This window comes from Mesorhizobium loti, assembly GCF_003148495.1.
Lineage (GTDB): Bacteria > Pseudomonadota > Alphaproteobacteria > Rhizobiales > Rhizobiaceae > Mesorhizobium > Mesorhizobium loti.
This window is the reverse complement of record NZ_QGGH01000001.1, coordinates 734,126-756,804: the sequence shown is the minus strand read 5'-3', so window position 1 is coordinate 756,804 and position 22,679 is coordinate 734,126. Positions and strand designations below refer to the sequence as shown.

Here is a 22,679-nt window from a genome sequence, read left to right as displayed (position 1 = left end):
GACTTGCGCGACCTGATCGCCGGGCGATCAGACCTCCGGCGTTCTCAGTCGATATCGAACGAGACGCCCTGGGCGAGCGGCAGCGCCTTGGAATAGTTCACCGTGTTGGTGGCGCGCCGCATATAGGCCTTCCACGCATCGGAGCCGCTCTCGCGGCCGCCGCCGGTTTCTTTTTCGCCGCCAAAGGCACCGCCGATCTCGGCGCCCGAAGTGCCGATGTTGACATTGGCAATGCCGCAGTCCGACCCGTCGACACCGAGGAAGCGCTCGGATTCCTGCAGGTCACGGGTGAATATCGATGACGACAGGCCGGCTCCCACCGCATTGTGCTCGTCGAGCACGGCGTCGAAATCCGAATATTTCATCACATAGAGGATCGGCGCGAAGGTCTCTTCCGTGACAGGGGCCACCTGCTTGGGCATTTCGACCAACGCTGGATGCACGTAATAGGCATCCGGGTGACCGTTCTCGACCCGTGTGCCGCCGGTCACCTTGCCGCCATGGGTGGCAGCTTCTTTTAGTGCCTTCTGCATGGCGTCGAAGGCCGCCTTGTCGATCAGCGGCCCGACCAGCGAGGAGGTCTCCAGCGGATTGCCGACCGACACGCTTTCGTAAGCCTTCTTGAGGCGTGGAACCAGGGCGTCATAGACGCTGTCATGCACGAACAGGCGACGCAGCGTCGTGCAGCGCTGTCCCGCCGTGCCCATGGCGCCGAAGGCGATGGCGCGCAGCGCCATGTCGAGATCGGCTGTCGGGCAGACGATGCCGGCATTGTTGCCGCCAAGCTCCAGCACGGCGCGCGCAAAGCGCTTGGCCAGGCGCGGGCCGACGTCGCGGCCCATGCGTGTCGAGCCGGTGGCCGAAACCAGCGGCACCTTGGGGTGATCGACCAGGATCTCGCCGACGGCGCGGTCGCCGATCAGCACCGGCGCCAGGCCTTGCGGTGCGTCCGCGCCGAAGCGCGTGACCGCACGCTTGAAGATCGCCTCGCAGGCAAGTGCCGTCAGCGGCGTCTTCTCCGAAGGCTTCCACACCACCGCGTCGCCGCAGACCAGCGCCAGCGCTGCGTTCCACGACCACACCGCGACCGGGAAGTTGAAGGCGGAAATGACGCCGACGACGCCGAGCGGATGCCAGGTTTCCATCATCCGATGGCCGGGGCGCTCGGTGGCAATGGTCAGACCGTACAATTGCCGGGAGAGGCCGACGGCGAAATCGCAGATGTCGATCATCTCCTGCACTTCGCCGAGCCCCTCGGACGGGATCTTGCCGACCTCGATCGAGACCAGCCGGCCAAGCTCGGCCTTGTGCGCACGCAGCTCCTCGCCGAGCAGCCGCACCAGCTCGCCACGTCTCGGTCCCGGCACCATCCGCCACGCCTGGAAGGCCTTGTGCGCGGCATCGATCACCTTGGCCGCGTCAGCCGGCGAGATCGTCTTCAGCGCCGCGATCTGCTCGCCCGTCACAGGGCTCCGCACGATCAGGTCGCCGCTGACAAGCGCCTCCTTGGCCACACCCAGATTAGCCAGAAGCTCGGCCGTTTCCTTCGCTATCGTCATTTTTGTCCCTTTCAGATCCCGTCGCCATTATATGGCGCTGGGTTAAGCCTTCGCCGTGTCGCCCGCGTACCGAAAGGCACTTCAGGCACAGTCATGGCGTGGCATTACTCGTTTCAGGGGAAAATCGCCACCCCGGCATGGTCCAAGCCCAAGCTACACGATTGAGCCAGATGGGCAGATGACGCTCAGTTCGCCTTTTTCGCCGGCGCGTGCACGGCACCGTCCTTCATCAGCCGGTCGATATGCATGCGGATATGGGCCGCTTCCGCCGCCGTGTTGGCAAGCGCAATGGCGCGGTCGAAGGCGACGCGCGCCTCCTCGCCCCGGTCAAGCTGCATCAAAAGGCCACCCTTGAGGCCGAAGAAATGGAAATAGCCGGAAAGCCGGTCTTCCAGCGGCTCGATCATGGCGAGCGCCTCTGCCGGTCCACGCACCTTGGAGACCGCGACGGCCCGGTTGAGCGTGACCACCGGTGATGGCTGCATCTGCTCGAGCAAGCGGTAGAGCAGGTCGATCTCGTTCCAGTCGGTGTCCTCGGCCCTTTCGGCCCGCGCATGCAGCGCGGCAATAGCCGCCTGCACCTGATAGGGGCCGGGCTTGCGATGCCGCAGCGCTTTGTCGACCAGCGCCAGCCCCTCATCGATCATCTTGCGGCTCCACAGGCTGCGATCCTGATCTTCGAGCAGTACGATCTCGCCGCTCTGGTCAAATCGAGCCGGTGCGCGCGCATGCTGCAGAAGCAGCAGTGCCGTCAGCCCCATGATCTCCGGCTCGGTCTGGAACAGCCGCAACAACAGCCGTGCCAGCCGGATCGCCTCTTCGCACAGCGGCGCGCGAGCCGGCGCCTCGCCGCTGTTGGTCGAATAGCCCTCGTTGAAGATCAGGTAGACCATGGCGGCGACAGCGGCGAGCCGCTCGGAGCGCTCGACGGCACCCGGAGTCTCGAACGGCACGCCGGCGTCCGCAATGCGCGCCTTGGCGCGGGTGATGCGCTGCTCCATGGCGCTTTCGCCGACCAGGAAGGCGCGTGCGATCTGCTTGACGGTGAGGCCCGAGACAATCCGCAGCGCCACCGCGATCTGCTGCGTTGCCGGCAGATCGGGATGGCAGCAGATGAACAGCAGCCGCAGAATGTCATCACGGTAATGCGCCCCGTCCAGCCGCTCGGCGATATCGCTCTCAGCGTCTTCCAGGTCGGAAATCTGGTCTTCCTCCGGCATCGGCGCCTGCTTGGCGCGCTTGCGCACGGCATCGATGCCGCTGTTGCGGCCGACAAAGATCAGCCAGGCCGCGGGATCACGCGGCGGCCCGTTCTGCGGCCAGTTCTTGATGGCCCTGAGGCACGCATCCTGGAAAGCTTCCTCCGCCGTATCGAGATCGCGGAAATAACGCAGCAGCGCGCCCATCGCCTGCGGGCGGGCGGCGCTGATCGCCGAGCTGATCCAGGCGAGTTCGGTCATGCGGAAACCTTGGCGGGATTGAAGATCGAGACCGGCCGGATCTCGTAGGAGCCGCCGCTCGGATTGACCTCGGAAAGCTCGCGAGCGAACTCGACAGCCTCATCGAGATCGGCGCATTCGAGCGTGTAGAAGCCGAGGAATTGTTCTTTTGTCTCGGCAAACGGTCCGTCGATGACGACCGCTTCGCCCTTGACCTTCCTCAGGGTCGTCGCGGCGGTCGTCGGCAAAAGCCGCGCCACCGGGCCAAGCCGGCCGGCCTTGGCATATTTGTCCTGAACGTCGAGGAGATTGGCCATGACCTCGTCGTCCTGTGCCTTGCTCCAGGAGCAGACGACATCTTCGGAAGCATAGCAGAGGATTGCGTAGAGCATGGCTGGTCCTTTTCTCTGTCAAAGGACGAAACAGTAAGACCGATCCCGACACGACGTCGATAAAAAAATCCCGATGCGGCGGATTTGGCGACCGCCGGTCGCCACCAGTCAGCTTCCGCGCATCTTCAGCCATCGCAGCACGAGAGCTTCCTCGTCATCGAGACCATCGATGGAGCGCTTGCGCTTGTTGGCCTGCGCCATTTCGTCCAGCAATCGCCCCTCTGACCAGGCGTCGAAGACCTGCGGATGGATGTAGCATTTGCGGCAGACGGCACGCGTGTTGCCCAGCCGCTCGGCAACCTTGTCTATGACGCTGTTCATCAGCCGCTTTCGCTGCGCCTGGCTTTGCGGCAATTCCGTCTGTGCAAATAGCGAGGCTGCATGGATGGTGCCGCCCCAAGTGCGGAAATGCTTCGAACTGAACGCATCGCCGGTAGCATCGCGGATATAGCGGTTGACGTCCTCGGAGCGGACCGGCCGCCTGTCGCCGTCCTCATCGAGATACTGGAACAGCTTCTGGCCAGGCAGGTCCTGCGCGCCACGCACGATTCCAGCGATGCGGCGGTCGATCAGCTTCAGCTTCCACTCCTTGCCGGACTTTCCCTTGAAGGCAAACCGAAGGCTTGAGCCGACGATATCGACGTGGCGGTCGCGCAATGTGGTCAGCCCGAAACTCTTGTTGTCGCGAGCGTAGGCGGAATTGCCGACCCGGATCATCGTGTTGTCAAGCAGCCAGACGACCGCGGCGACGACACGCTCGAGCGGCAGGCCGCGACGGCGCAGATCGCTGTCGATCCTGCGCCGCAGGTCCGGCAGGCTTTCGGCAAAGGTGACAAGGCTCGAATATTTGGCGCCGTCGCGTTCTTCGGCCCATTGGGGATGGTAGCGGTATTGCTTGCGTCCGCGCTGGTCCCTCCCGGTTGCCTGGATATGGCCGTCGGCGTCGGGCGAAATCCACACATCCGTCCAGGCCGGCGGAATGACGATCGCCTCGATGCGCGCCCTGGTGGCGCCTGGAACCGCCCGCCCGTCCGGACCCTTGTAGAAAAAACCCTTGCCCGTCTTTAGCCGCCGGATACCGGGCTCGGCATCGCTGACATAGGTGAGCGACGCATGATCGGCCGAGCTTTGCGCCTCGTTCTTCGGCGCGCCATTTTTCGGCCCAACGTCTTCGTCAGCCGGCCGGCCGGGCGACAATCCGGATTTTTGCAGCATGTCAGCTCCACACAAATATCCGTAGATAAGCTGTTGGTAGATTGCTGGTTCCACACGCCGTCCGAAAAGCCTGTGGCGGCGAAGTAGTGTTGGTCCCGGGGGGGCTGGCGCCTACAGAGCGCCTTGCAGCTGGATCGACTGCGCGGACAAACGCCGCCGCGCCGCAAGCTTGAACCTGTAGCGCAGGCAGCGCCAGGCTTCCGAGCGCCGCTTCGGCGCGGCCGCTGCCACCGCCAGGAAGCGTGCCGCGGTGTCCAGATCGCCGCGCGCATAGTGGACCCGGGCGATCTTGAGGGCGACAAGCCCTTCCCTGGTCTTGAGCGCCGACATCGGGATGTTGCAGTCGGTAAGCGTGCGCAATTGTCGGCGCCAATCCAGGAAGCGCCGTACCGGGTTGATCGCAAAGCGATCGTCGGAACGCACCGGCGAAACCTCATAGACCATGACGGGTTGCGAAACCATGGCCAGCGATGCCTTGCTCATCAGCCGCGCCCAGAACAGCGTATCCTCGTCATAAGCCAATCCGACCGGGAATCTCGTCTCGCCGATCAGCGATCGGGATGCCAGGACGCTGCCCACGGCGACCGACCGTATGTCGCCTTTCACATAGGCCGAAGCGTTTGCCAGGCACGCAGCCCGATAGCCGTTTGGCACCTTGATCTGTCGATCCTGGCCGTTCACCCGTCGCCGGTAGGCGCCCACGATCATATCGGCTTTCGGCTGCTCCTCCGCCTTCCGGAGCAGCGAGCGCAATCCGCCTTGCAGATGCAGGTCGTCGGCATCGATCAGGTATACCCAGGGATGGGCCGCCTCCACCAGCGCCGCATTGCGGGCATCGCCGGCATCGCGGCAACTGGCCGGCAGCACACGCAACGGCAACGACAGTCCCGCCGCGGCCTCCTGCGCGACAGTTGCCGTGCCGTCGGTCGATGCATCGTCAACCAGCAGGATCTCGCCGATGATCTCGGCCTCGCTGCGAAGCGACGCCAGCGTCGCCGCGATGGTCGCCGCCGCGTTGCAGGCAGGAATGACGACACTGATCGCTCTCAATACAGAAACCCCGCGCCACGCGCTTAAGAATACAATTATCGTCCACTTCGAAACGAATGCAGATTAGCGGCCACATCGGTGTTTGAGAAGCAGTCTTGTCCATCCGGAGTTGCTGCGAAGAAACCGCTACGGGTGCGGCCTGCTTTCAGGCCTTTTCGAGCACGACCGGAATGACATCGACAGCTTGCTCGCCGACCTGTCCCCCAGTGGTCTTGAGCACGCCAACGATCGGCGCCACGTCCGAATAGTCGCGGCCGTAACCGACCGTGATGTGGTCATTGCTGGCCCGCATGCCGTTGGTCGGATCGAATTCCTGCCAGCCGGCATCGCGTCCGCACCAGACCTTGACCCAGGCATGCATGGCATCGGCGCCTTCCAGCCGGGGTTTGCCTTTCGGCGGGATGGTGCGCAGGAATCCGCTGACATAACCAGCCGGAATGCCGAGCCCGCGCAGGCCGGCGATCATGATGTGCGAAAAGTCCTGGCAGACGCCGCGCTTCAGCTTGAAGGCATCGCTGGCCCGGGTCCGCACCGTGGTTGCCTCGCCGTCATAGGTAAAATCGCGATGGATCCGATTGCACAGGTTCATGGCCGTGCCGGCGGCAGAGCCGGCTATGCTGTCCCGCGCGTAGGTGGTGATCGCACCATCGATACCGGCATGGGTGCTGGCCGTCAGGAAATGGTGCGGTGTATCAGGCGCCAGCGACCGCACCGCGGCGAGCTCCTGCCTGAGCCGGCCAATATCGGGCGACACGTCGAGCCCGGGCTCGGGCCGCGACACCGAGACGCGTGCGCTCATCCTTATGTCGAGCGCGTCATGCGCGCCGCGAAAGGCGATCGAGGTGACGTTGTTGCCGAAGAAATCGGAAAAGTCGGAACGCTCGCTGGGCGCCGGCGCAAAGGACAAGGATGCGGCGATGACACGCTGCACGCCCGATATCGTCGACGGCAGTACCCGCACTTGATGACGACCGCCGCCAGCAGCAGCAGCGTAGTCGTAGTGGAGATGAAGCCTGATATCGTAGAGCATGCGTTATCCGAAATAGGCTTTGGCAAGGCTGTTGTAGAGGCCGCCGATTTCGTAGGCGAGCTCGTCCAGCGCCTTTGCCGTCATATCCGAAGGCTCCTTGATGGCGATCTGGGTGTTGAGCTGCAGGATCTCTTTCGCCGCCGGCGACATGTGCCCCTCCCCGCCGAGCGGCGGCAACAGGCCGATCTCGGCCTTCAGCCTTTCGAGCTGGAACAGGATGGAGCGCGGATTGAGCGGGTCGAGCGCCAGGAGATCGATCACCGTGTGCCGGCCGGCCTGCACCGGATATTGCCGGCGGTGGGTCATCACGCTGTCGCCGATCTCCAGCATCATGTCGAGCGCCCCGTCCGGCGCCTTGGCGCTGGTCAGCCGCGACAGTGTGCGGGCGATCTGGATGCCGCGCTCCAGCCGGCGGCCGATCTCGAGGAAGCGCCAGCCGGCGAAGCGGTACATGTTCTCGTGCAGCAGGCCGGAAAAGCCGGCAAGCTTGCGCAGAATGACCGTCATCGCCCGGGTCGCGTCGTCGCCAGGCGCCACCGTCGTTGCGAACTGATGGATGGTCTTCGACAGGTCCTTCAGCGCCAGCCAGCCATCGGGCGAGAAGCGGTCGCGGATCTGCCCGGCGCTGTAGACCGCACTATCCAGCGTACCGATCAATCCTGACGGGATCGCCGTCTCGACGTCGATGCCGAAAGGTTCGAGATAATCCCTGATGTCGGCGAGCAGCGGCATGTCCGGGTCGGAGGTCTCGGCCAGCCGCACATGGTAGGCGCGCAGGATGCGCACCGTGTCTTCGGAGCGCTCGATGTAACGGCCGAGCCAGGTCAGGTTTTCCGCCGCACGGCTGGGCAGGCTGCCGGGCCTAGTGCGGGTAAAGCTGTCGCCTTCTTGCGGTAACAGCGTCTCGCGCTCTACCGGTTTGTCGCTGACAACCCAGACATCCGCTGCCTGGCCGCCACGCTGCATGGCGATCGCCGTCGGGTCGAGTGACAGGCCGACGCGGGCAAAACCGCCCGGCATCACCGTCCAGCCGTCCGGCGTGCGCGCCAGATAGACGCGCAGGCTCGCCGGCCGCGGCTCCAGCCAGCCGCCGACATAGACGGGCGTCGTCGAAAGCGTCACCGCTTCCTGGCCGACGAAGTCGCCGCCATAGCGTTCAATGCGCGCCACCAGCTCCGCCCGCTCGCCGGCGGACAGCGCCGAGCCGAGCTTCGTCTGTTCGTCATCCTCGAAGGCAAGTCTCGTCGACAGCGCCGGCCCGATAACCATGCGATCGATATTGGCCAGCACATGCGCGCGTTCGGTTGCTTGCCCGCACCACCATGTCGCGACGCTTGGCAGCAGCAATTCCTCGCCCCGCAAAGCACGTGAAATCTTGGGCAGGAAGGCGAGCAGCGCGCGCGTCTCCATCAGACCGGAGCCCAGCGCATTGACGGTCGCAACCGCACCTTGGCGGATCGCCTCGACCAGGCCCGGCGTGCCGATCTGCGAATCCGGGCGCAGTTCGAGCGGATCGGCAAAGGCGGCATCGAGCCGCCGCCACAACACGCTGATCGGCATCAGGCCGGAAACCGTGCGCACCATCAGCCGGCCGCCGGAAACGGTCAAATCCTCGCCTTCGAGCAGCATGATGCCGAGATAACGGGCGATGTAGGCATGTTCGTAGTAGGTCTCGTTGAGCGGCCCCGGCGTCAGGATGGCGACGCGGCCATCGGTTTCCTTGGCCATGCCGATCAGCGCATCGCGAAAACGGCGGAAAAAGCCGGCAAGGCGATGCACATGCATCTCGCCATAGATATCGGACAGCGCACGTGTGGTGGCGACGCGGTTCTCCAGCGCGAAACCGGCGCCGGACGGCGCCTGGGTGCGATCGCCCAGCACCCACCACTGGCCATCAGGCCCGCGGCCGAGCTCGAAGGCGCAGAAATGCAGGAAATGGCCGCCGGCCGGCCTGGTGCCAACGACGGGCCGCAAATATTCCGGACTGGCCGCGATCAACCCCGCCGGCAGGATACCTTTTTCGACCAGCCGGTTGGGTCCGTAGATATCGGCGATGGTTTCCTCGAACAACTCGGCGCGCTGCACGAGGCCGGCGCTGATCGCAGCCCACTCGCTCTCCTCGATGAGAACCGGGACATGCGCCAGCGGCCATTCGCGCTCATTGGCGCCGGCCTTGTCGTAGACGCGGTAGTAGACGCCGGCGTCGCGCAGATACTGGTCGGCGCGGGCGAAACGCTGGCCGAGTTTCTCAGGCCCCAGCTCGTCGAGCGCTTCGATGAAGTGCTTCCAGACCGGGCGGGGATTGCCTGACGCATCGACCATCTCGTCGACGACGCCGTCGATCGGCTGGTAGTGCTCCAGCAGGCTGTGGATCTGCGGCTTGCCGCGTACCCTCTTGTGATTCCCCTTTGCCATCACTGATCAGAGTCTTGCCGGCCGCCGAAGGTCAAGGGTCATCGGGAAATCTTCCGCCGGTTGTTCCTCATGGATCACATAGGCGGATGGCGTATGGCCGCGCGGTTCGAAGCGGGCGAGCCGCCGAGCTTCCGCCTCGTTGCCATTGACCGGAAAGGTATCGTAATTGCGCCCGCCGGGATGAGCGACATGGTAGACGCAGCCGCCGACCGCACGGCCCGACCAGCGGTCATAGATATCGAACACCAGCGGCGTGTTGACCGGCAGCGCCGGATGCAGGCCCGATGCCGGTTGCCAGGCCTTGAAGCGGACGCCCGCCACCGCCACTTCGCGGTTGTCCGTCACCTTCATCGGCACGACACGGCCGTTGCAGACGACCGCATGGCGCTCCGGGTTCAGCCCTTCAGTCTTGACCTGCAGCCGTTCGACCGAGGAATCGACGAAGCGCACGGTGCCGCCGATCGCGCCTTGCTCGCCCATGACATGCCAGGGTTCGAGCGCCTGCCGCAGTTCCAGCTTGATGCCAGCGTGTTGAACCTCGCCGCAGAACGGGAAGCGGAATTCGAGCTGGGCATCGAACCATTCGGGCCTGAATTCGAAGCTGTTGAGCTTGAGGTCGTCGAGCACGTCGAGGAAATCGGCCCATACGTAATGCGGCAGCATGAAGCGGTCGTGCAGCGACGTGCCCCAGCGCACGAAGCGGCCGTCGAGCGGGCTCTTCCACGCGCGGGCAATGATCGCCCTAACAAGCAGTTGCTGCGCGAGGCTCATGCGGGCGTTGGGCGGCATCTCGAAGCCGCGGAACTCGACCAACCCCAGCCGGCCGGTCGGTCCGTCCGGCGAGAACAGCTTGTCGATGCAGATTTCCGAACGGTGCGTATTCCCGGTGACGTCGGTCAACAAATTGCGGAACAGCCGGTCGACCAACCAGGGCAAGGGTGCCGCGCCCTGGTCCGGATGCGGCACCTGCGCCATCGCGATCTCGAGTTCGTAGAGCGAATCGTGACGCGCCTCGTCGAAGCGCGGCGCCTGGCTGGTTGGGCCGATGAACAGGCCCGAGAACAGGTAGGACAGCGAGGGACGCCGCTGCCAATGCAGCACCAGGCTCTTCAACAGGTCCGGCCGGCGCAGGAACGGACTGTCATTGGGCGTCGCGCCGCCGACCACGACATGGTTGCCGCCGCCGGTGCCGGTGTGACGGCCATCGATCATGAACTTGTCGGCGCCAAGCCGCGTCTGCCGCGCCTCCTCGTAGATCGCCGTCGTCGTCGCAACGCAATCCTGCCAATTGGACGCCGGATGGATGTTGACCTCGATGACGCCGGGGTCGGGCGCCACGCGGATGACGTTGAGACGTGGATCGTGCGGCGGGCCATAGCCCTCGATATGCACGGGAAGACCGATCGCCTTTGCCGCGTTCTCGGCCGCCGCAACCAATTCCAAATAGTCTTCCAGCGCCTCGACCGGCGGCATGAACACGCACAGCCGCCCATCACGCGGCTCGACCGAAAGTGCGGTGCGCACCGCGCCGCCGATCTCGGTGATCTCCTGCTCGACCCGGTCCTGTTGGCCGGTCGCCGCCGTGAAGGACACCGCCTGCTGGCGGCGCGCCATCTCATCGGCGCCTTCCAGTTCGGCCGGAGCAGCGGAGGGCAGTATGGCTTCGCGCGCGGGCAGCGGGCCGCGTGGCAGCGACGGATCGACCGGCACGATGTAAGGAAACTGCTCCGGCGGTACATAGGGCAACGTGCCGAGGGGCAAGCGGTAGCCGACCGGTGAATCCCCGGGCACCAGGAACAGCCGGCCGCGCCGCGTCTTCCATTTTTCCGAGCGCCAGCGCGGCCCCGACGCCTGGCTGTTCCAGCGCTGGACGGGAAGCACATAGCCGGACGGTTTGGTCAGCCCGCGTTCGAAGACTTTTGCCATGCGGCTGCGTTCTTCGGGGTCCTCCAGCTTGGAGTTAGAGGGATCAACATTGTCCGGCAGCTTGCCTTCCTTGAGCAGCCACTCGGCCGGATCCTCATAGGCTTCGCTGACCATGGTCTTGTCGATGCCGAGTTCACCGGCAATCGCGGTCAGCAGGCTTTCGGCCTGTTTCGGGCCGATATCAGCCTCGCTCTTTTCGCGGGCGATCAGCGACGGGTCGCTCCACACCGGCTGGCCATCGGCGCGCCAGTAGAGCGAGAAGGTCCAGCGCGGCAGGCTTTCGCCCGGATACCATTTGCCCTGGCCGTAGTGGAGAAAGCCTCCCGGCGCAAAGCGCTCACGCAGTTTTCGGATCAGTTCATCAGCCTTTTCGCGCTTGGTCGGGCCGACGGCGGCGGTGTTCCATTCGGCCGACTCGAAATCGTCGATCGACACGAAGGTCGGCTCGCCGCCCATGGTCAGCCGCACATCGCCGGCGGCAAGCGCGGCATCCACCTTGTTGCCGAGCGCGTCGAGCGCCTGCCAACTTTCATCCGAGAATGGCTTGGTGATGCGCGGATGTTCGGCGATGCGATCGACTCGCATCTCGAAGCCGAATTCGACATTGGCGAAGCTCGCCATGCCGGAAATCGGAGCAGCATTGCGAAAATGCGGCGTCGCTGCCAGCGGCACATGGCTTTCGCCGGTGAGCAGACCCGATGTCGGATCGAAGCCGATCCAGCCGGCTCCGGGAAGATAGACCTCGCACCAGGCGTGCAGGTCGGTGAAATCCACCGCGGTTCCCGGCGGGCCGTCGAGCGCGGCGAGGTCGGGCTTGAGCTGGATCAGGTAGCCGGAGACGAAGCGCGCGGCGATACCGAGATTGCGCAGGATCTGCACCAGCAGCCAGCTCGAATCCCGGCACGATCCCTTGGCGGCAGCCAGTGTTTCCTCCGGCGAGAACACACCGGTTTCCATGCGCACGATATAGGCGATCTCGCGCTGCAGCCGGGCATTGAGGTCGACCAGGAAATTGACGGTATTGGCAGCGCTGCGGTCAATGGTCTTCAGCAGGGTCGACAGCAGCGGTCCGGCCGGTTCCGGGGTGCGATAGATGGCGAGATCGTCGCGTATTTCTTCCGGATACTCGAACGGAAACGCCTCGGCCGACGGCTCGACGAAGAAATCGAACGGATTGTAGACCGTCATGTCGGCAACGAGGTCGACCTCGATCTTCAGCTCGGTCACCGGCTCCGGAAAGACAAAACGGGCAAGGAAGTTGCCGTAGGGGTCCTGCTGCAGATTGACGAAATGGTTCGCCGGCTCGACCTTGAGCGAATGGCTCAGCACCTTGGTGCGGGAATGCGGCGCCGGCTGCAGCCTGATGATCTGGGGGCCGAGAACCACCGGCCGATCGTATTTGTAGTGGGTCAGGTGATAGACGGCTGCCAGAATTGCCATGGTGCCCCGGAAGTCGGCGTTTCAATCCGCCGAACCCTGACACATCTGGCGGCCATTCTCCAAGCAGAGATGTTGCGGTGCACCTAATTAAGCAACGGTTGCCGGCTTAAGGTGTGTTGAGATTCAGCTCAGGCCGAGTCGAAAATGGTGGCTTCCGAGAACCGGAGCGGAGCGTACTTTTCGTACGTGAGCACCGGAAGCGCAGGAAGCCACCGTTTGCAGGCCGGCCTCACCTGAATATCGACACAGCTTAGAAGAACGCCTGGATGCCAGTCTGCGCCCGTCCCAGGATCAGCGCGTGCACGTCATGCGTGCCCTCATAGGTGTTGACCGTCTCCAGGTTCTGCGCATGGCGCATCACGTGGTAGCCGATCTGGATGCCGTTGCCGCCATGCATGTCGCGGGCCTGGCGGGCGATGTCGAGCGCCTTGCCGCAATTGTTGCGCTTGACGATCGAGATCATTTCCGGCGCCATCTTGCCTTCATCCAGCAACCGCCCGACGCGCAAGGATGCCTGCAGCGCGAGCGCAATCTCGGTCTGCATGTCGGCGAGCTTCTTCTGGTAAAGCTGCGTGCCGGCCAGCGGCTTGCCGAACTGTTTGCGGTCGAGGCCATACTGGCGGGCACGATGCCAGCAATCTTCCGCCGCACCCATCGAGCCCCAGGAAATGCCGTAGCGGGCCCGGTTGAGGCAGCCGAACGGTCCGCCGAGGCCCTTGGCGTTGGGCAGCAGCGCATCCTCGCCGACCTCGACGCCTTCCATCACCACTTCGCCGGTGATGGAAGCCCGCAGCGACAGCTTGCCACCGATCTTCGGCGCCGAAAGCCCTTTCATGCCCTTTTCCAGCACGAAGCCACGGATCTCGTCCTTGCCGTTTTCGCCCTTCAATTTCGCCCAGACGACGAACACATCGGCGACCGGCGCGTTGGAAATCCACATCTTCGAGCCGGAGAGCCTGTAGCCGTTGGCGGTCTTCTCGGCGCGCGTCTTCATGCCACCCGGGTCGGAGCCGGCATCCGGCTCGGTCAGGCCGAAACAGCCGATCCACTCGCCACTGGCGAGCTTGGGCAGGTACTTCTTGCGCTGCTCGTCCGAGCCATAAGCGTAGATCGGATACATCACCAGCGACGACTGCACTGACATCATCGAGCGATAGCCCGAGTCGACACGTTCGACTTCCCGCGCGACCAGCCCATAGGTCACATAATTGGCGCCGAGCCCGCCGAATTCCTCGGGGATGTTGATGCCGAGCAGACCGGCCTCGCCCATTTCGCGGAAGATCGCGGTGTCGAAGGTCTCGTTGAGATAGGCGTCCTCGATCCGCGGCGCCAGCTTGTCGGCGGCAAAGGCCGCCGCGCCGTCGCGAACCATGCGCTCGTCTTCCGAAAGCTGGTCCTCGATCAGGAACGGGTCTTCCCAGACGAATGCATTCTTGTCGGCGGCCATGGTGTTCTCCCAACCAGTGTATGTCGCCCAAAAGTGTCAGCGGTTTGGGATGACATGCATGAAGCAAAATCTTGGCCCGGCTTATCGGCCTGCGCCCTGAAAAAATCAAACGAAATTGCTTCACCGATCAATGAGCGTTAGGAATGGATCATGAGTGTCCAGCGCCGCCTTTTGCCCAACATCAGCGCCCTTGCCGCCTTCGAGGCGGTGGCTCGCCTCGGCAGTTTCACCGCCGCCGCCCAGGAGCTGGATCTGACCCAGGGCGCCGTTAGCCGGCAGATCAGATTGCTGGAAGATCAGTTCGGCCGCCGGCTGTTCGAACGCGACAGCCGCAATGTCAGGCTGTCGACATCAGGCGAAATCTATGCCGAAGCGGTGCGGTCAGCGCTTGGCCAACTGCGTGACGCAGCCCTTGGATTGATGAGCAATCGGCATAGCGGCATCCTGAACCTTGCCATATTGCCGACCTTCGGCACGCGCTGGCTGATGCCGATGATCCCCGATTTCGTCGAAAACAATCCTGACATCACCATCAACTTCGTCACCCGTGTCGGCCGCTTCGACTTCACCAGGGAGCGGCTGGACGCCGCCATCCACTATGGCCTGCCGGACTGGCCGGAGGCCGACTCGACACTGCTGGTGCGCGAAACGGTGGCGCCGGTCGTGTCGCCCGAATTCCTCGCCGGCCGCGCCATCGCCTCACCGGCCGACATCGGCCGCTTGCCGCTGCTGCACATGGCGACGCGGCCGGGCGCCTGGACTGAATGGTTCGAGCATCAGGGCCTCAGCGCGCCGACCGGACCGGGCATGCAGTTCGAACAGTTCGGCACCGCTGCCCAGGCTTGCATGGCGGGGCTTGGCGTGGCGCTGCTGCCGCTGCTCCTCATCGCCGGCGAATTGCAGCGCGGCCAACTGGTGCCGGCGCCCGGCCACCCCATGCAAAGCCGCAGCGCCTACTATCTCGTCGTCCCGCACGACAAGCGCGGCCATCCGCCGGTCGCCAGCTTTCGCGACTGGCTGCTGGGCCAGGTTGAGAGGGAGCCGGCTGTTCTGGCGTGGTAGCTACTTCCGCTTCAAGGCATCCGCCAAGGCAGCACCGAACGCGCCTTGCTGCGCCGGCCGTTCCGGCTGGCGCTGTGGCGCCGACGAGCGTGGCGCTGGCCTGCCGCCACCATTGTCGCGAGGCCCGCCGCCCTTCGATGCGCCGCCTTCGCCGCCATCCTTGCGCATGGAAAGCGCTATGCGCTTGCGCTTGATGTCGACGTCGACGACGCGCACCTTGACCACGTCGCCGGCTTTGACCACCTCATGCGCATCCTTGATGAAGCGATCGGCCAATTGCGAGACATGCACCAAACCGTCCTGGTGCACTCCGATATCGACGAAGGCGCCGAAGGCGGCGACATTGGTGACAGTGCCTTCGAGCAGCATGCCGGGCTTCAGATCCTTGATGTCGTCGATGCCGTCGGCGAAGGTCGCCGTCTTGAAGCCGGGACGCGGGTCGCGGCCAGGCTTTTCCAGCTCCGCCAGGATGTCGCGCACCGTCGGCAGGCCGAACCGCTCATCGACGAAGACGCGCGGATCGAGCGCCTTGAGCGCGGCACTGTCGCCCATCAACGAGCGCACATCGCGCCCGCAGGCGGCGACGATCTTCTTCGCCACGCCATAGGCTTCCGGATGCACCGACGAGGCATCGAGCGGCTCGCTGCCATTGGCAATGCGCAGGAAGCCGGCACTTTGCTCGAACGCGCGCGGCCCGAGCCGCGGCACCTTGAGCAAATCCTTCCGGCTGGCGAAGGGACCGGTCGCATCACGATGCGCAACGATGGCGTCGGCGAGCGATGCGCCAAGGCCGGAGACGCGCGCCAGCAGTGGCGCCGAGGCGGTGTTGAGGTCGACGCCGACGGCGTTGACCGCATCCTCGACCACCGCTTCCAGCGAGCGGCCGAGCCGGTACTGGTCGACATCATGCTGATACTGGCCGACGCCGATCGATTTGGGTTCGATCTTGACCAGTTCGGCCAGCGGATCCTGCAGGCGCCGGGCGATCGACACGGCGCCGCGCAGCGACACGTCGAGACCCGGGAATTCCGCCGCCGCCGTCGCAGATGCCGAATAGACCGAGGCGCCCGCCTCGCTGACGATCACCTTGAGCGGCTTCGGGCCACCGTCCGCCGGCATGTCGGACAGCATGTCCGCCACCAGCTTTTCCGTCTCGCGGCTGCCGGTGCCGTTGCCGATCGAAATCAGCTCGACCTTGTGCAGGCGGATGAGCTTGGCGAGTTCCGCCTGCGTGCCGCGCACATCGTTCCTGGGCGGAAACGGATAGACCGTCGTCGTTGTCAGCACCTTTCCGGTGCCGTCGACCACCGCCACCTTGACGCCGGTGCGGATGCCGGGATCGAGCCCCATCGTGGCACGCGACCCGGCGGGGGCCGCCAGCAGCAAATCCTTCAGATTGCGGGCAAAGACATGGATCGCCTCTTCTTCGGCCCGCTCGCGCAGGTCGCGCATCAAATCGAGCGTCAGGTGCAGCGACAGTTTTATGCGCCAGGTCCAGCCGGCGACCTCCATCAGCCAGCGGTCGCCCGGCAGGCTGCCGCCGATGGCATAGGCATTGGCGATCATCCGCTCGACCGGCTTCACCGGCGAGGTGTCGTCGGCATCGACCTCGATGTCGAGCGACAGCACTTCCTCGTTGCGGCCGCGCAGCATCGCCAGCGCGCGATGGCTCGGCACATTCGCCCAGCGCTCGACATGGTCGAAATAATCGGAGAATTTCGCGCCGGCCTCCTGCTTGCCGTCGACCACCCTGGCCCGCATGAAGGCGCGTTCCTTCATGTAGGTCCGCAATTTGCCGACCAGATCGGCATTCTCGGCGAATTGTTCCGACAGGATATCGCGCGCGCCCTCAAGTGCTGCCTTGGCATCGACCACCTCTTCGGTCAGATAGGCCAGCGCCAGTTCAGCAGGCACCAATGAGCGGTTCGCCAAGATGGCTTCGGCCAGCGGCCCCAGCCCGCGCTCCCTGGCGATTTCGGCCTTGGTGCGGCGCTTGGGCTTGTAGGGCAGATAGATGTCTTCCAGCTCCGCCTTGGTGGTGGCGGCGACGATCTTGCCCTCGAGTTCCGCAGTCAGCTTGCCCTGCTCGCGGATGGAGCCAAGGATAGTGTCGCGGCGCGCATCGAGTTCGCGCAGATAGGAAAGCCGTTCGGCAAGGTCGCGCAATTGCGTGTCGTCCAGCCCGCCGGTCACCTCCTTGCGATAACGCGCCACGAACGGCACCGTCGCGCCTTCATCCAGCAATCCGATCGCCGCCGCCGCCTGTTCGGGCCGCGCGCTGATCTCGGCCGCGATGATGGCTGCGATGCGCTTGATATCGGATGCCATGTCGTTCCTGCTCTTTTCCAAAGAGCGGCGACCCTAAGCGCAGACGTCCGGTCCGCCAACCGCCGCGCTTTGATCAGCCCGGCGGGTCCACAGGAAAGCGTACGCTAATGTGGTGGCCTGGCTAGGATCAGACCATCCGGCTCAGCGCCTCGAAGAAAGCGACGATCTCGACATCGAGCGGATCGTCCACCGGCTCCGGCTGCGACGACATCTTGGCGATCACAACTTCGGTCTTGGGATCGACATACAGCCATTGGCCATGGATACCGATGCCGCAATAGGCGCCGCTCGGCAAACCGGTCTGGTACCATTTGTTGCGGTAACGGCCCTTGGGAAACAGCGGCAGCATCGCGCCGCGCTGCCAGGCGTCCGCACTGCCGCCGGTGCTGGTCGTGTCGCGCACCCAAGCCTCGGGCACGATGCGGCGGCCATTGGCCGTACCGCCTTGCCGCATCATCTCGCCGACACGCGCCAGATCGCGCGGCGTCACCGAGATGCCGCCGGCGGTGCGGGCCGTGCCTTCCATGTCGACGCCGATCGAGGCCTCGCTGAGCGCGCCGAGCGGCAGCCACAGTTTCTCGCGCATCAGGTCGGCGAAGCGCTGGCCGGAAGCGCGTTCGAGCAACAGGCCGAGCAGGTCGGAATTGGGCGAGCGGTAGCGGAAGGTCTGGCCGTGCGGCTCGGCAAGGCGCTGCAAGGTCAGGATGAATTCGCGCAGGCTCTCCGTGCCGCCGCCTGGATTCCACAGCGTGGCGCGGCGATAGCGGGCGAAGGTGCTCTCTGGATCGAGATAGGCCTCCTCGAAATCGAGGCTGACGCTCATGTCGAGCACATGCCGCACGCTCGCGTCGCCATAGGCCGAGCCGGCGGCTTCAGGGATGTAGGCCGTCACCGGCGCTTCCGGGTCGAACACCCCCTCGCCTTCCAAGATGCCGGCGACAATGGCGGTCAGCGACTTGCTGATCGAAAAGATGATGTGGCGGGCGCCGAAATCCATGTGCGGCGCGAACCAGTCGCCGATGAATTTGCCGCCTTTCATCACCGTCAGCGCGTCGGCGCTCGAACGTACGAGAAATTCAGCCACCGTCTCCGGCGCACCGCCGACCGAAACCTTTTCGCCTAGCAGCCCGCCCATGTCCCGCACGGGGACTTCGACAACGCCCGACGCTGCCGCCACGCGGGCGGTCGGCACGAGTTCGCCGAGATTCTGGAACGACCACCGGTTGAACGGGTTCTCGCGCCAGTTGGCGAGCAGCACCTCGTTGCGGCGGAAGCCGTACCGGGTCTCGAACGCGGTCTTGCCGGTCATGGCGTTTCCTTCCGGGTCGTTTCTTGTGGGGTTCAGCTCAGCGCGGCGGCTATGGCATGCACGGCCTTCAGCATCGCTGTGGAATAGGCGAGATTGCTGAAATCCGGATAGGTCGAAAGCTTCACCATGACCATTCCTGTGTTCCAGTCGATATGGATCATCTGCCCGAACACGCCCCGGCACATCAGCGCGCGTGAGCGCGGGTCCTCGATCCAGAACTGGTTGCGATAACTGCCCTCCGGCAGGCTGGGGCTGAAGTCCGGCCCGTGCCTGCCGTTGCGCGTGGCCTCGATCCAGTCGGCCGGCACGACACCGCCACCATTGTCGAGGATCAGCTGGCCAAAACGGCCGTAGTCGCGAAGCGTCGCGTTGAAGCCGCCATCGGCCACCGCATAGCCGGCGCTGTCGACGGTGAAGCAGGCGCTTTCATCAGTGCCAAGCTTTTGCCAGAGTTCTTCCGAAACCAGTTGCGGCAGCCGTTTGCCGGTCACCCGTTCCATGATGAAGGCAAGCACGTCGGTCTCGATCGAGCGGTATTCGAAGGCAGCACCATGCGGGCGGATCGTTTCCTTCAAGCCCAGGATCAGCTCGAACATGTTCGAGGGCCAGCGAAAGGCCGGATCGCTGTCCGGCGGCACCGGCTTCCAGCCGGTGGCGACATCGACCTGGCCAATGTCCGAATAGCGGTCGGTATATTCCTCCGAGAAGCGGACGCCGCTGGTCATGTCCAGCACATGCTGCACACTGGCGCCGGCCCAGCCCGTCGCGCCGAGCTCCGGCAGATAGTCAGTCACCGGCCTGGCTGGATCGATCAGGCCGCGCCCGACCAGTATGCCGAACACCGAACCGGTGACGGACTTCGCCATTGACTGCGACAGGTGCAGCGTGCGGTCATTCATGCCGTTGAAATAGCGCTCATAGGCAATCTTGCCGTCCTTGAGCACCAGGAAGCCGTCCGTATAGGTTTCGTCGAGCAGCCCGGCGAGCGTTGTCGACTTGCCCTCGCTGTCTTCGACCGCCAGCCCGTCGAGATCGACCTCGGCGCGTTCGAACCGGTGGCGATGGCCATTGCCGCGCCAGACTTCGGCGGTCGGCAGAATTTCGCGGATGTGCTGGAACGCCCAGCGGTTCCACGGCGGCCGATCCCAGTCGAGCTTCGGCGGCACCATGGCCGGCGGCGAGCCCTGCATGATCGACGGCCGCGGATCGGAGTTGCGGTAGGAGTCCATGAAAGGCCATTCCCGGATAAGAAAAGGCCCGGCAGCATATGCCGCCGGGCCCGTCATGCAGCGACTACTTCTGCAGTTCGGTCCAGATCTTGGTGTAGATGTCCTGGATTTCAGGCGCGCACATCTTCTGAAACTCGCCCTGTGGCTTCGCGGCGGCCGGAATGACGACCTCCGGCGCATCCTTCATGTCGGCCGGCATGTACTTGTCCGATCCGGTGATGGCGTTGGCATAGCGATGGAAAGCCGAAAGGCCGGCCGCGTTTTCCGGATCCATGATGAAGTTCTGGAACAGCTTGGCGTTCTCGACGTTCTTGGCTTCCTTCAGGACGACGACATTGTCGCTCCACAGGCCGTATCCTTCCTTCGGATAATTGTAGTGGATGGCCGGATTGGCCAGCCGCTGGCGCAGCGCCGAACCATTCCAGTCGCTGGTTGCCTTGAAGTCGCCGGCGCCCATCTTCTCGATGGTGTTGTATTCCATGGCGATCCAGTTCGGTTTGGCCGCGACGAGCGTGTCACGCACCTTCTTCAGCACCGCCTTGTCGTCGGTGCACTGCTGACCGCCGACATATTTGATCGCGGCGAAGATGACGTCATTCATCTCGGGAACGACATTGACCTTGCCCTTCAGCTCATCCGGCGTGTTGAAGATGATGCCCCAGCTGTCAGCCGGTCCCTTGTAGACGTCGGTGTTGACGACCACACCGACCGTGCCCAGAGCCCACGGCACCGAATATTTGCGGCCCGGGTCGAAATCGGGATTGGCCCATTCCGGCGCCACATTCTTGAAGTTCTCCATCTTGCCCGGATCGGTCTCCAGAACGAGGCCTTCCTTGATCCAGATCGGCACGTAGGTCTGCGACGGCACGGCGATGTCGAAACCGGTGCCGCCCTGGCGAACCTTGGCCAGCGCGGTGTCATTGGAATCGTAGTCGGTGATGGTCACCTTGACGTTGTATTTGGCCTCGAACTTCTTGATCACGTCGGGGCTGGTGTAGTTGCCCCAATTGTAGATGTTCAGTTCGCCGTCGGCGCGCGCCAGGCTCGTCGATGCGAGCAACGCCAACCCCATGGCGGCTGCTGTTGTCTTCCAGTTCATGGTTTTAACTCCCATTTTTCGGTTCAGTCTCGTTTCCTGCTGACGAAGAAAAACAACGTGACGATCGCGACCGAAAGCAGCAGGAAGGCGGTCGATATCGCGTTGATCTCGGGTGTGATGCCGCGGCGGATCTGGCCGAGCATGTAGGTGGGCAGCGTGTCCTGGCCGCCCGATTTGACGAACTCGGTGATGACGACATCGTCGAGCGAGATGACGAAGGCCAGCATCAGCCCGGCAAGGATGCCCGGCCACAGAAGCGGCAGCGTGATGCGGCGGAAGGTTTTCCAGGGCGTCGCGTAAAGGTCGGCTGCGGCACGCTCCAGCGTCAGGTCCATATTCTCAAGCCGCGCCCGGATCGGCAGGTAGGCGAAGGGAATACAGAACGCCGTATGCGCGGCGACCAGATAACCGATGCCGGAATAGCCGGTGAAGATCTTGATGCGCGAGAAGAAGATCAGCAGCGCCACGCCGGTGACGATCTCGGGCACCATCAGCGGCTGGTTGATTGCCGCATATTTGAAGGTGAGCCCGGGATAGGGCGCGGTGCGCGTGGTGGCGAGCGCTGCCATGGTGGCAAAGATGGTGGAAAACACTGCCGCGATCGAGCCTATCTGGAACGAACGCAGCGTAGCATCGACGACCTGCGTGTTCTGCCATGCCGACTGGAACCATCTGAGCGAAAACCCGCCCCATTCGGAAGTCGAACTCGCCGCGTTGAAGGCATAGATGACCAGCACGATGATCGGCAGATAGAGCACGATAAAGCAGGTCGCGGCGATGGCCGTGAATCCTGGCTGATGCTTGATGGAAAAGTTTTTAGCCATGCCGCACCCCCGACTTGCCGGCATTGCGCACATAGGCAAGCAGCGCCACCATGACGATGATCATAACGGCGATCGACAGCGCCGAGCCGAGCGGCCAGTTGCGGCCCTGCCCGAACTGCAATTCGATCAGGTTGGACAACATCATGTTCTTGCCGCCGCCCAGCACGCTCGGCGTCACATAGGCACCAAGTGCCGGAATGAAGACCAGGATGGAGCCGGCTATCACGCCGGGCTTGACCATCGGAAAGATGATCCGCCGCAGCACCTGGAAGCGTGTCGCGTAGAGATCATAGCCCGCCTCGACCAGCCGGAAATCGAGCTTCTCCATGCTGGCATAGATCGGCAGCACCATCAGCGGCAGGTAGACATAGGCCATGCCGATCAGGATCGCCGTGTCGGTGTAGAGGATCTGGATCGGCGCCGAGATGATGCCGAGCTTGAGCAGGATCGTGTTGATGATGCCTTCGTTGCGGATGATCTGCAGCACCGCGAAGGTGCGGATCAGGAGGTTGGTCCAGAACGGAATGGTGATCAGGAACAGCCAGAGATCGCGCGTCTTTTCACTGCGCGTCGCCATGAAATAGGCGGTCGGGAAGCCAAGCGCCAAGGTGGCGATGGTTGTCACCACCGAAAGCTTGATCGAACGCAGGAAGATGGTGACGTGGGCGGCGGCAACCGAAAGCGTATCGTCGAAGATATCGCGTTCCAGAAACACCGCGATCCAGGCTTCCGGCGAGAACTGCCACTTCACGTCGCCATAGGAGCCCGGCGTCAGGAACGAGTAGACCAGCACGATCAGCAGGGGGCCGGTCGCGGCGAGGAAAATGACCAGCAGCGCTGGTGCTGACAGAAGCCAGCGGTCACGCACATCGCGCCGCTCCGCTGCCTTGGCGACTTCTTCCGCGGTCGCCATGA

General features: G+C 64.0%; 16 protein-coding genes. 1 reads left to right on the top strand and 15 read right to left on the bottom strand.

The annotated features are described in order from the left end of the window. Positions 1-44: 44 nt before the first annotated feature. The 9 genes from amaB to C8D77_RS03820 form a co-directional block, all read right to left on the bottom strand. Positions 45-1,559 (bottom strand): L-piperidine-6-carboxylate dehydrogenase, encoded by a 1,515-nt coding sequence (gene amaB / locus C8D77_RS03860; protein ID WP_109659467.1) that lies wholly within the window; start codon positions 1,557-1,559, stop codon positions 45-47. Between the two features lie 185 nt (positions 1,560-1,744). Then, positions 1,745-3,019, bottom strand: a complete 1,275-nt coding sequence (locus C8D77_RS03855; protein ID WP_109659465.1) for an RNA polymerase sigma factor — start codon at positions 3,017-3,019, stop codon at positions 1,745-1,747. Further along, positions 3,016-3,390, bottom strand: a complete 375-nt coding sequence (locus C8D77_RS03850) for a YciI family protein (protein ID WP_109659463.1) — start codon at positions 3,388-3,390, stop codon at positions 3,016-3,018. The genes C8D77_RS03855 and C8D77_RS03850 overlap by 4 nt, the downstream gene beginning before the upstream one ends. A gap of 108 nt (positions 3,391-3,498) precedes the next feature. Then, entirely contained in the window at positions 3,499-4,605 is a 1,107-nt protein-coding gene (locus tag C8D77_RS03845) for a DNA topoisomerase IB (protein WP_109659461.1), read from the bottom strand. Positions 4,606-4,716: 111 nt separating this feature from the next. Continuing rightward, complete coding sequence (locus C8D77_RS03840) at positions 4,717-5,655, bottom strand: glycosyltransferase family 2 protein (RefSeq protein WP_109659459.1); 939 nt, start codon at positions 5,653-5,655, stop codon at positions 4,717-4,719. A 145-nt stretch (positions 5,656-5,800) separates the two neighbouring features. Further along, on the bottom strand, positions 5,801-6,685 hold the full coding sequence (locus C8D77_RS03835; protein ID WP_109659457.1) for a transglutaminase family protein: 885 nt from the start codon (positions 6,683-6,685) through the stop codon (positions 5,801-5,803). 3 nt (positions 6,686-6,688) lie between these two features. After that, positions 6,689-9,100, bottom strand: a complete 2,412-nt coding sequence (locus C8D77_RS03830; protein ID WP_109659455.1) for a circularly permuted type 2 ATP-grasp protein — start codon at positions 9,098-9,100, stop codon at positions 6,689-6,691. A gap of 6 nt (positions 9,101-9,106) precedes the next feature. Continuing rightward, on the bottom strand, positions 9,107-12,466 hold the full coding sequence (locus tag C8D77_RS03825) for a transglutaminase family protein (RefSeq protein WP_109659453.1): 3,360 nt from the start codon (positions 12,464-12,466) through the stop codon (positions 9,107-9,109). Between the two features lie 250 nt (positions 12,467-12,716). Beyond that, positions 12,717-13,913: an acyl-CoA dehydrogenase gene (locus C8D77_RS03820; RefSeq protein ID WP_109659451.1), complete on the bottom strand. Its 1,197-nt coding sequence runs from the start codon at positions 13,911-13,913 to the stop codon at positions 12,717-12,719. A 150-nt stretch (positions 13,914-14,063) separates the two neighbouring features. Here C8D77_RS03820 and C8D77_RS03815 point away from each other — a divergent pair, with 150 nt between their 5' ends. Beyond that, on the top strand, positions 14,064-14,975 hold the full coding sequence (locus C8D77_RS03815) for a LysR family transcriptional regulator (RefSeq protein ID WP_109659448.1): 912 nt from the start codon (positions 14,064-14,066) through the stop codon (positions 14,973-14,975). Here the strand turns inward: C8D77_RS03815 and C8D77_RS03810 are convergent, their stop codons facing one another. The 6 genes from C8D77_RS03810 to C8D77_RS03785 form a co-directional block, all read right to left on the bottom strand. Continuing rightward, positions 14,976-17,303, bottom strand: a complete 2,328-nt coding sequence (locus C8D77_RS03810; RefSeq protein ID WP_109659446.1) for a Tex family protein — start codon at positions 17,301-17,303, stop codon at positions 14,976-14,978. A 127-nt stretch (positions 17,304-17,430) separates the two neighbouring features. Next, positions 17,431-18,612 (bottom strand): serine hydrolase domain-containing protein, encoded by a 1,182-nt coding sequence (locus C8D77_RS03805; protein ID WP_109659444.1) that lies wholly within the window; start codon positions 18,610-18,612, stop codon positions 17,431-17,433. A 32-nt stretch (positions 18,613-18,644) separates the two neighbouring features. Continuing rightward, entirely contained in the window at positions 18,645-19,841 is a 1,197-nt protein-coding gene (locus C8D77_RS03800; protein WP_109661241.1) for a serine hydrolase domain-containing protein, read from the bottom strand. A gap of 64 nt (positions 19,842-19,905) precedes the next feature. After that, positions 19,906-20,940, bottom strand: a complete 1,035-nt coding sequence (locus C8D77_RS03795; protein WP_109659442.1) for an ABC transporter substrate-binding protein — start codon at positions 20,938-20,940, stop codon at positions 19,906-19,908. Positions 20,941-20,963: 23 nt separating this feature from the next. After that, on the bottom strand, positions 20,964-21,764 hold the full coding sequence (locus C8D77_RS03790; RefSeq protein WP_109659440.1) for an ABC transporter permease: 801 nt from the start codon (positions 21,762-21,764) through the stop codon (positions 20,964-20,966). Beyond that, a complete protein-coding gene (locus tag C8D77_RS03785; protein WP_109659438.1) occupies positions 21,757-22,677 on the bottom strand; it encodes an ABC transporter permease in 921 nt (306 codons plus the stop codon). Before C8D77_RS03785 ends, C8D77_RS03790 begins: the two co-directional genes overlap by 8 nt. Between the last annotated feature and the right edge of the window lie 2 nt (positions 22,678-22,679).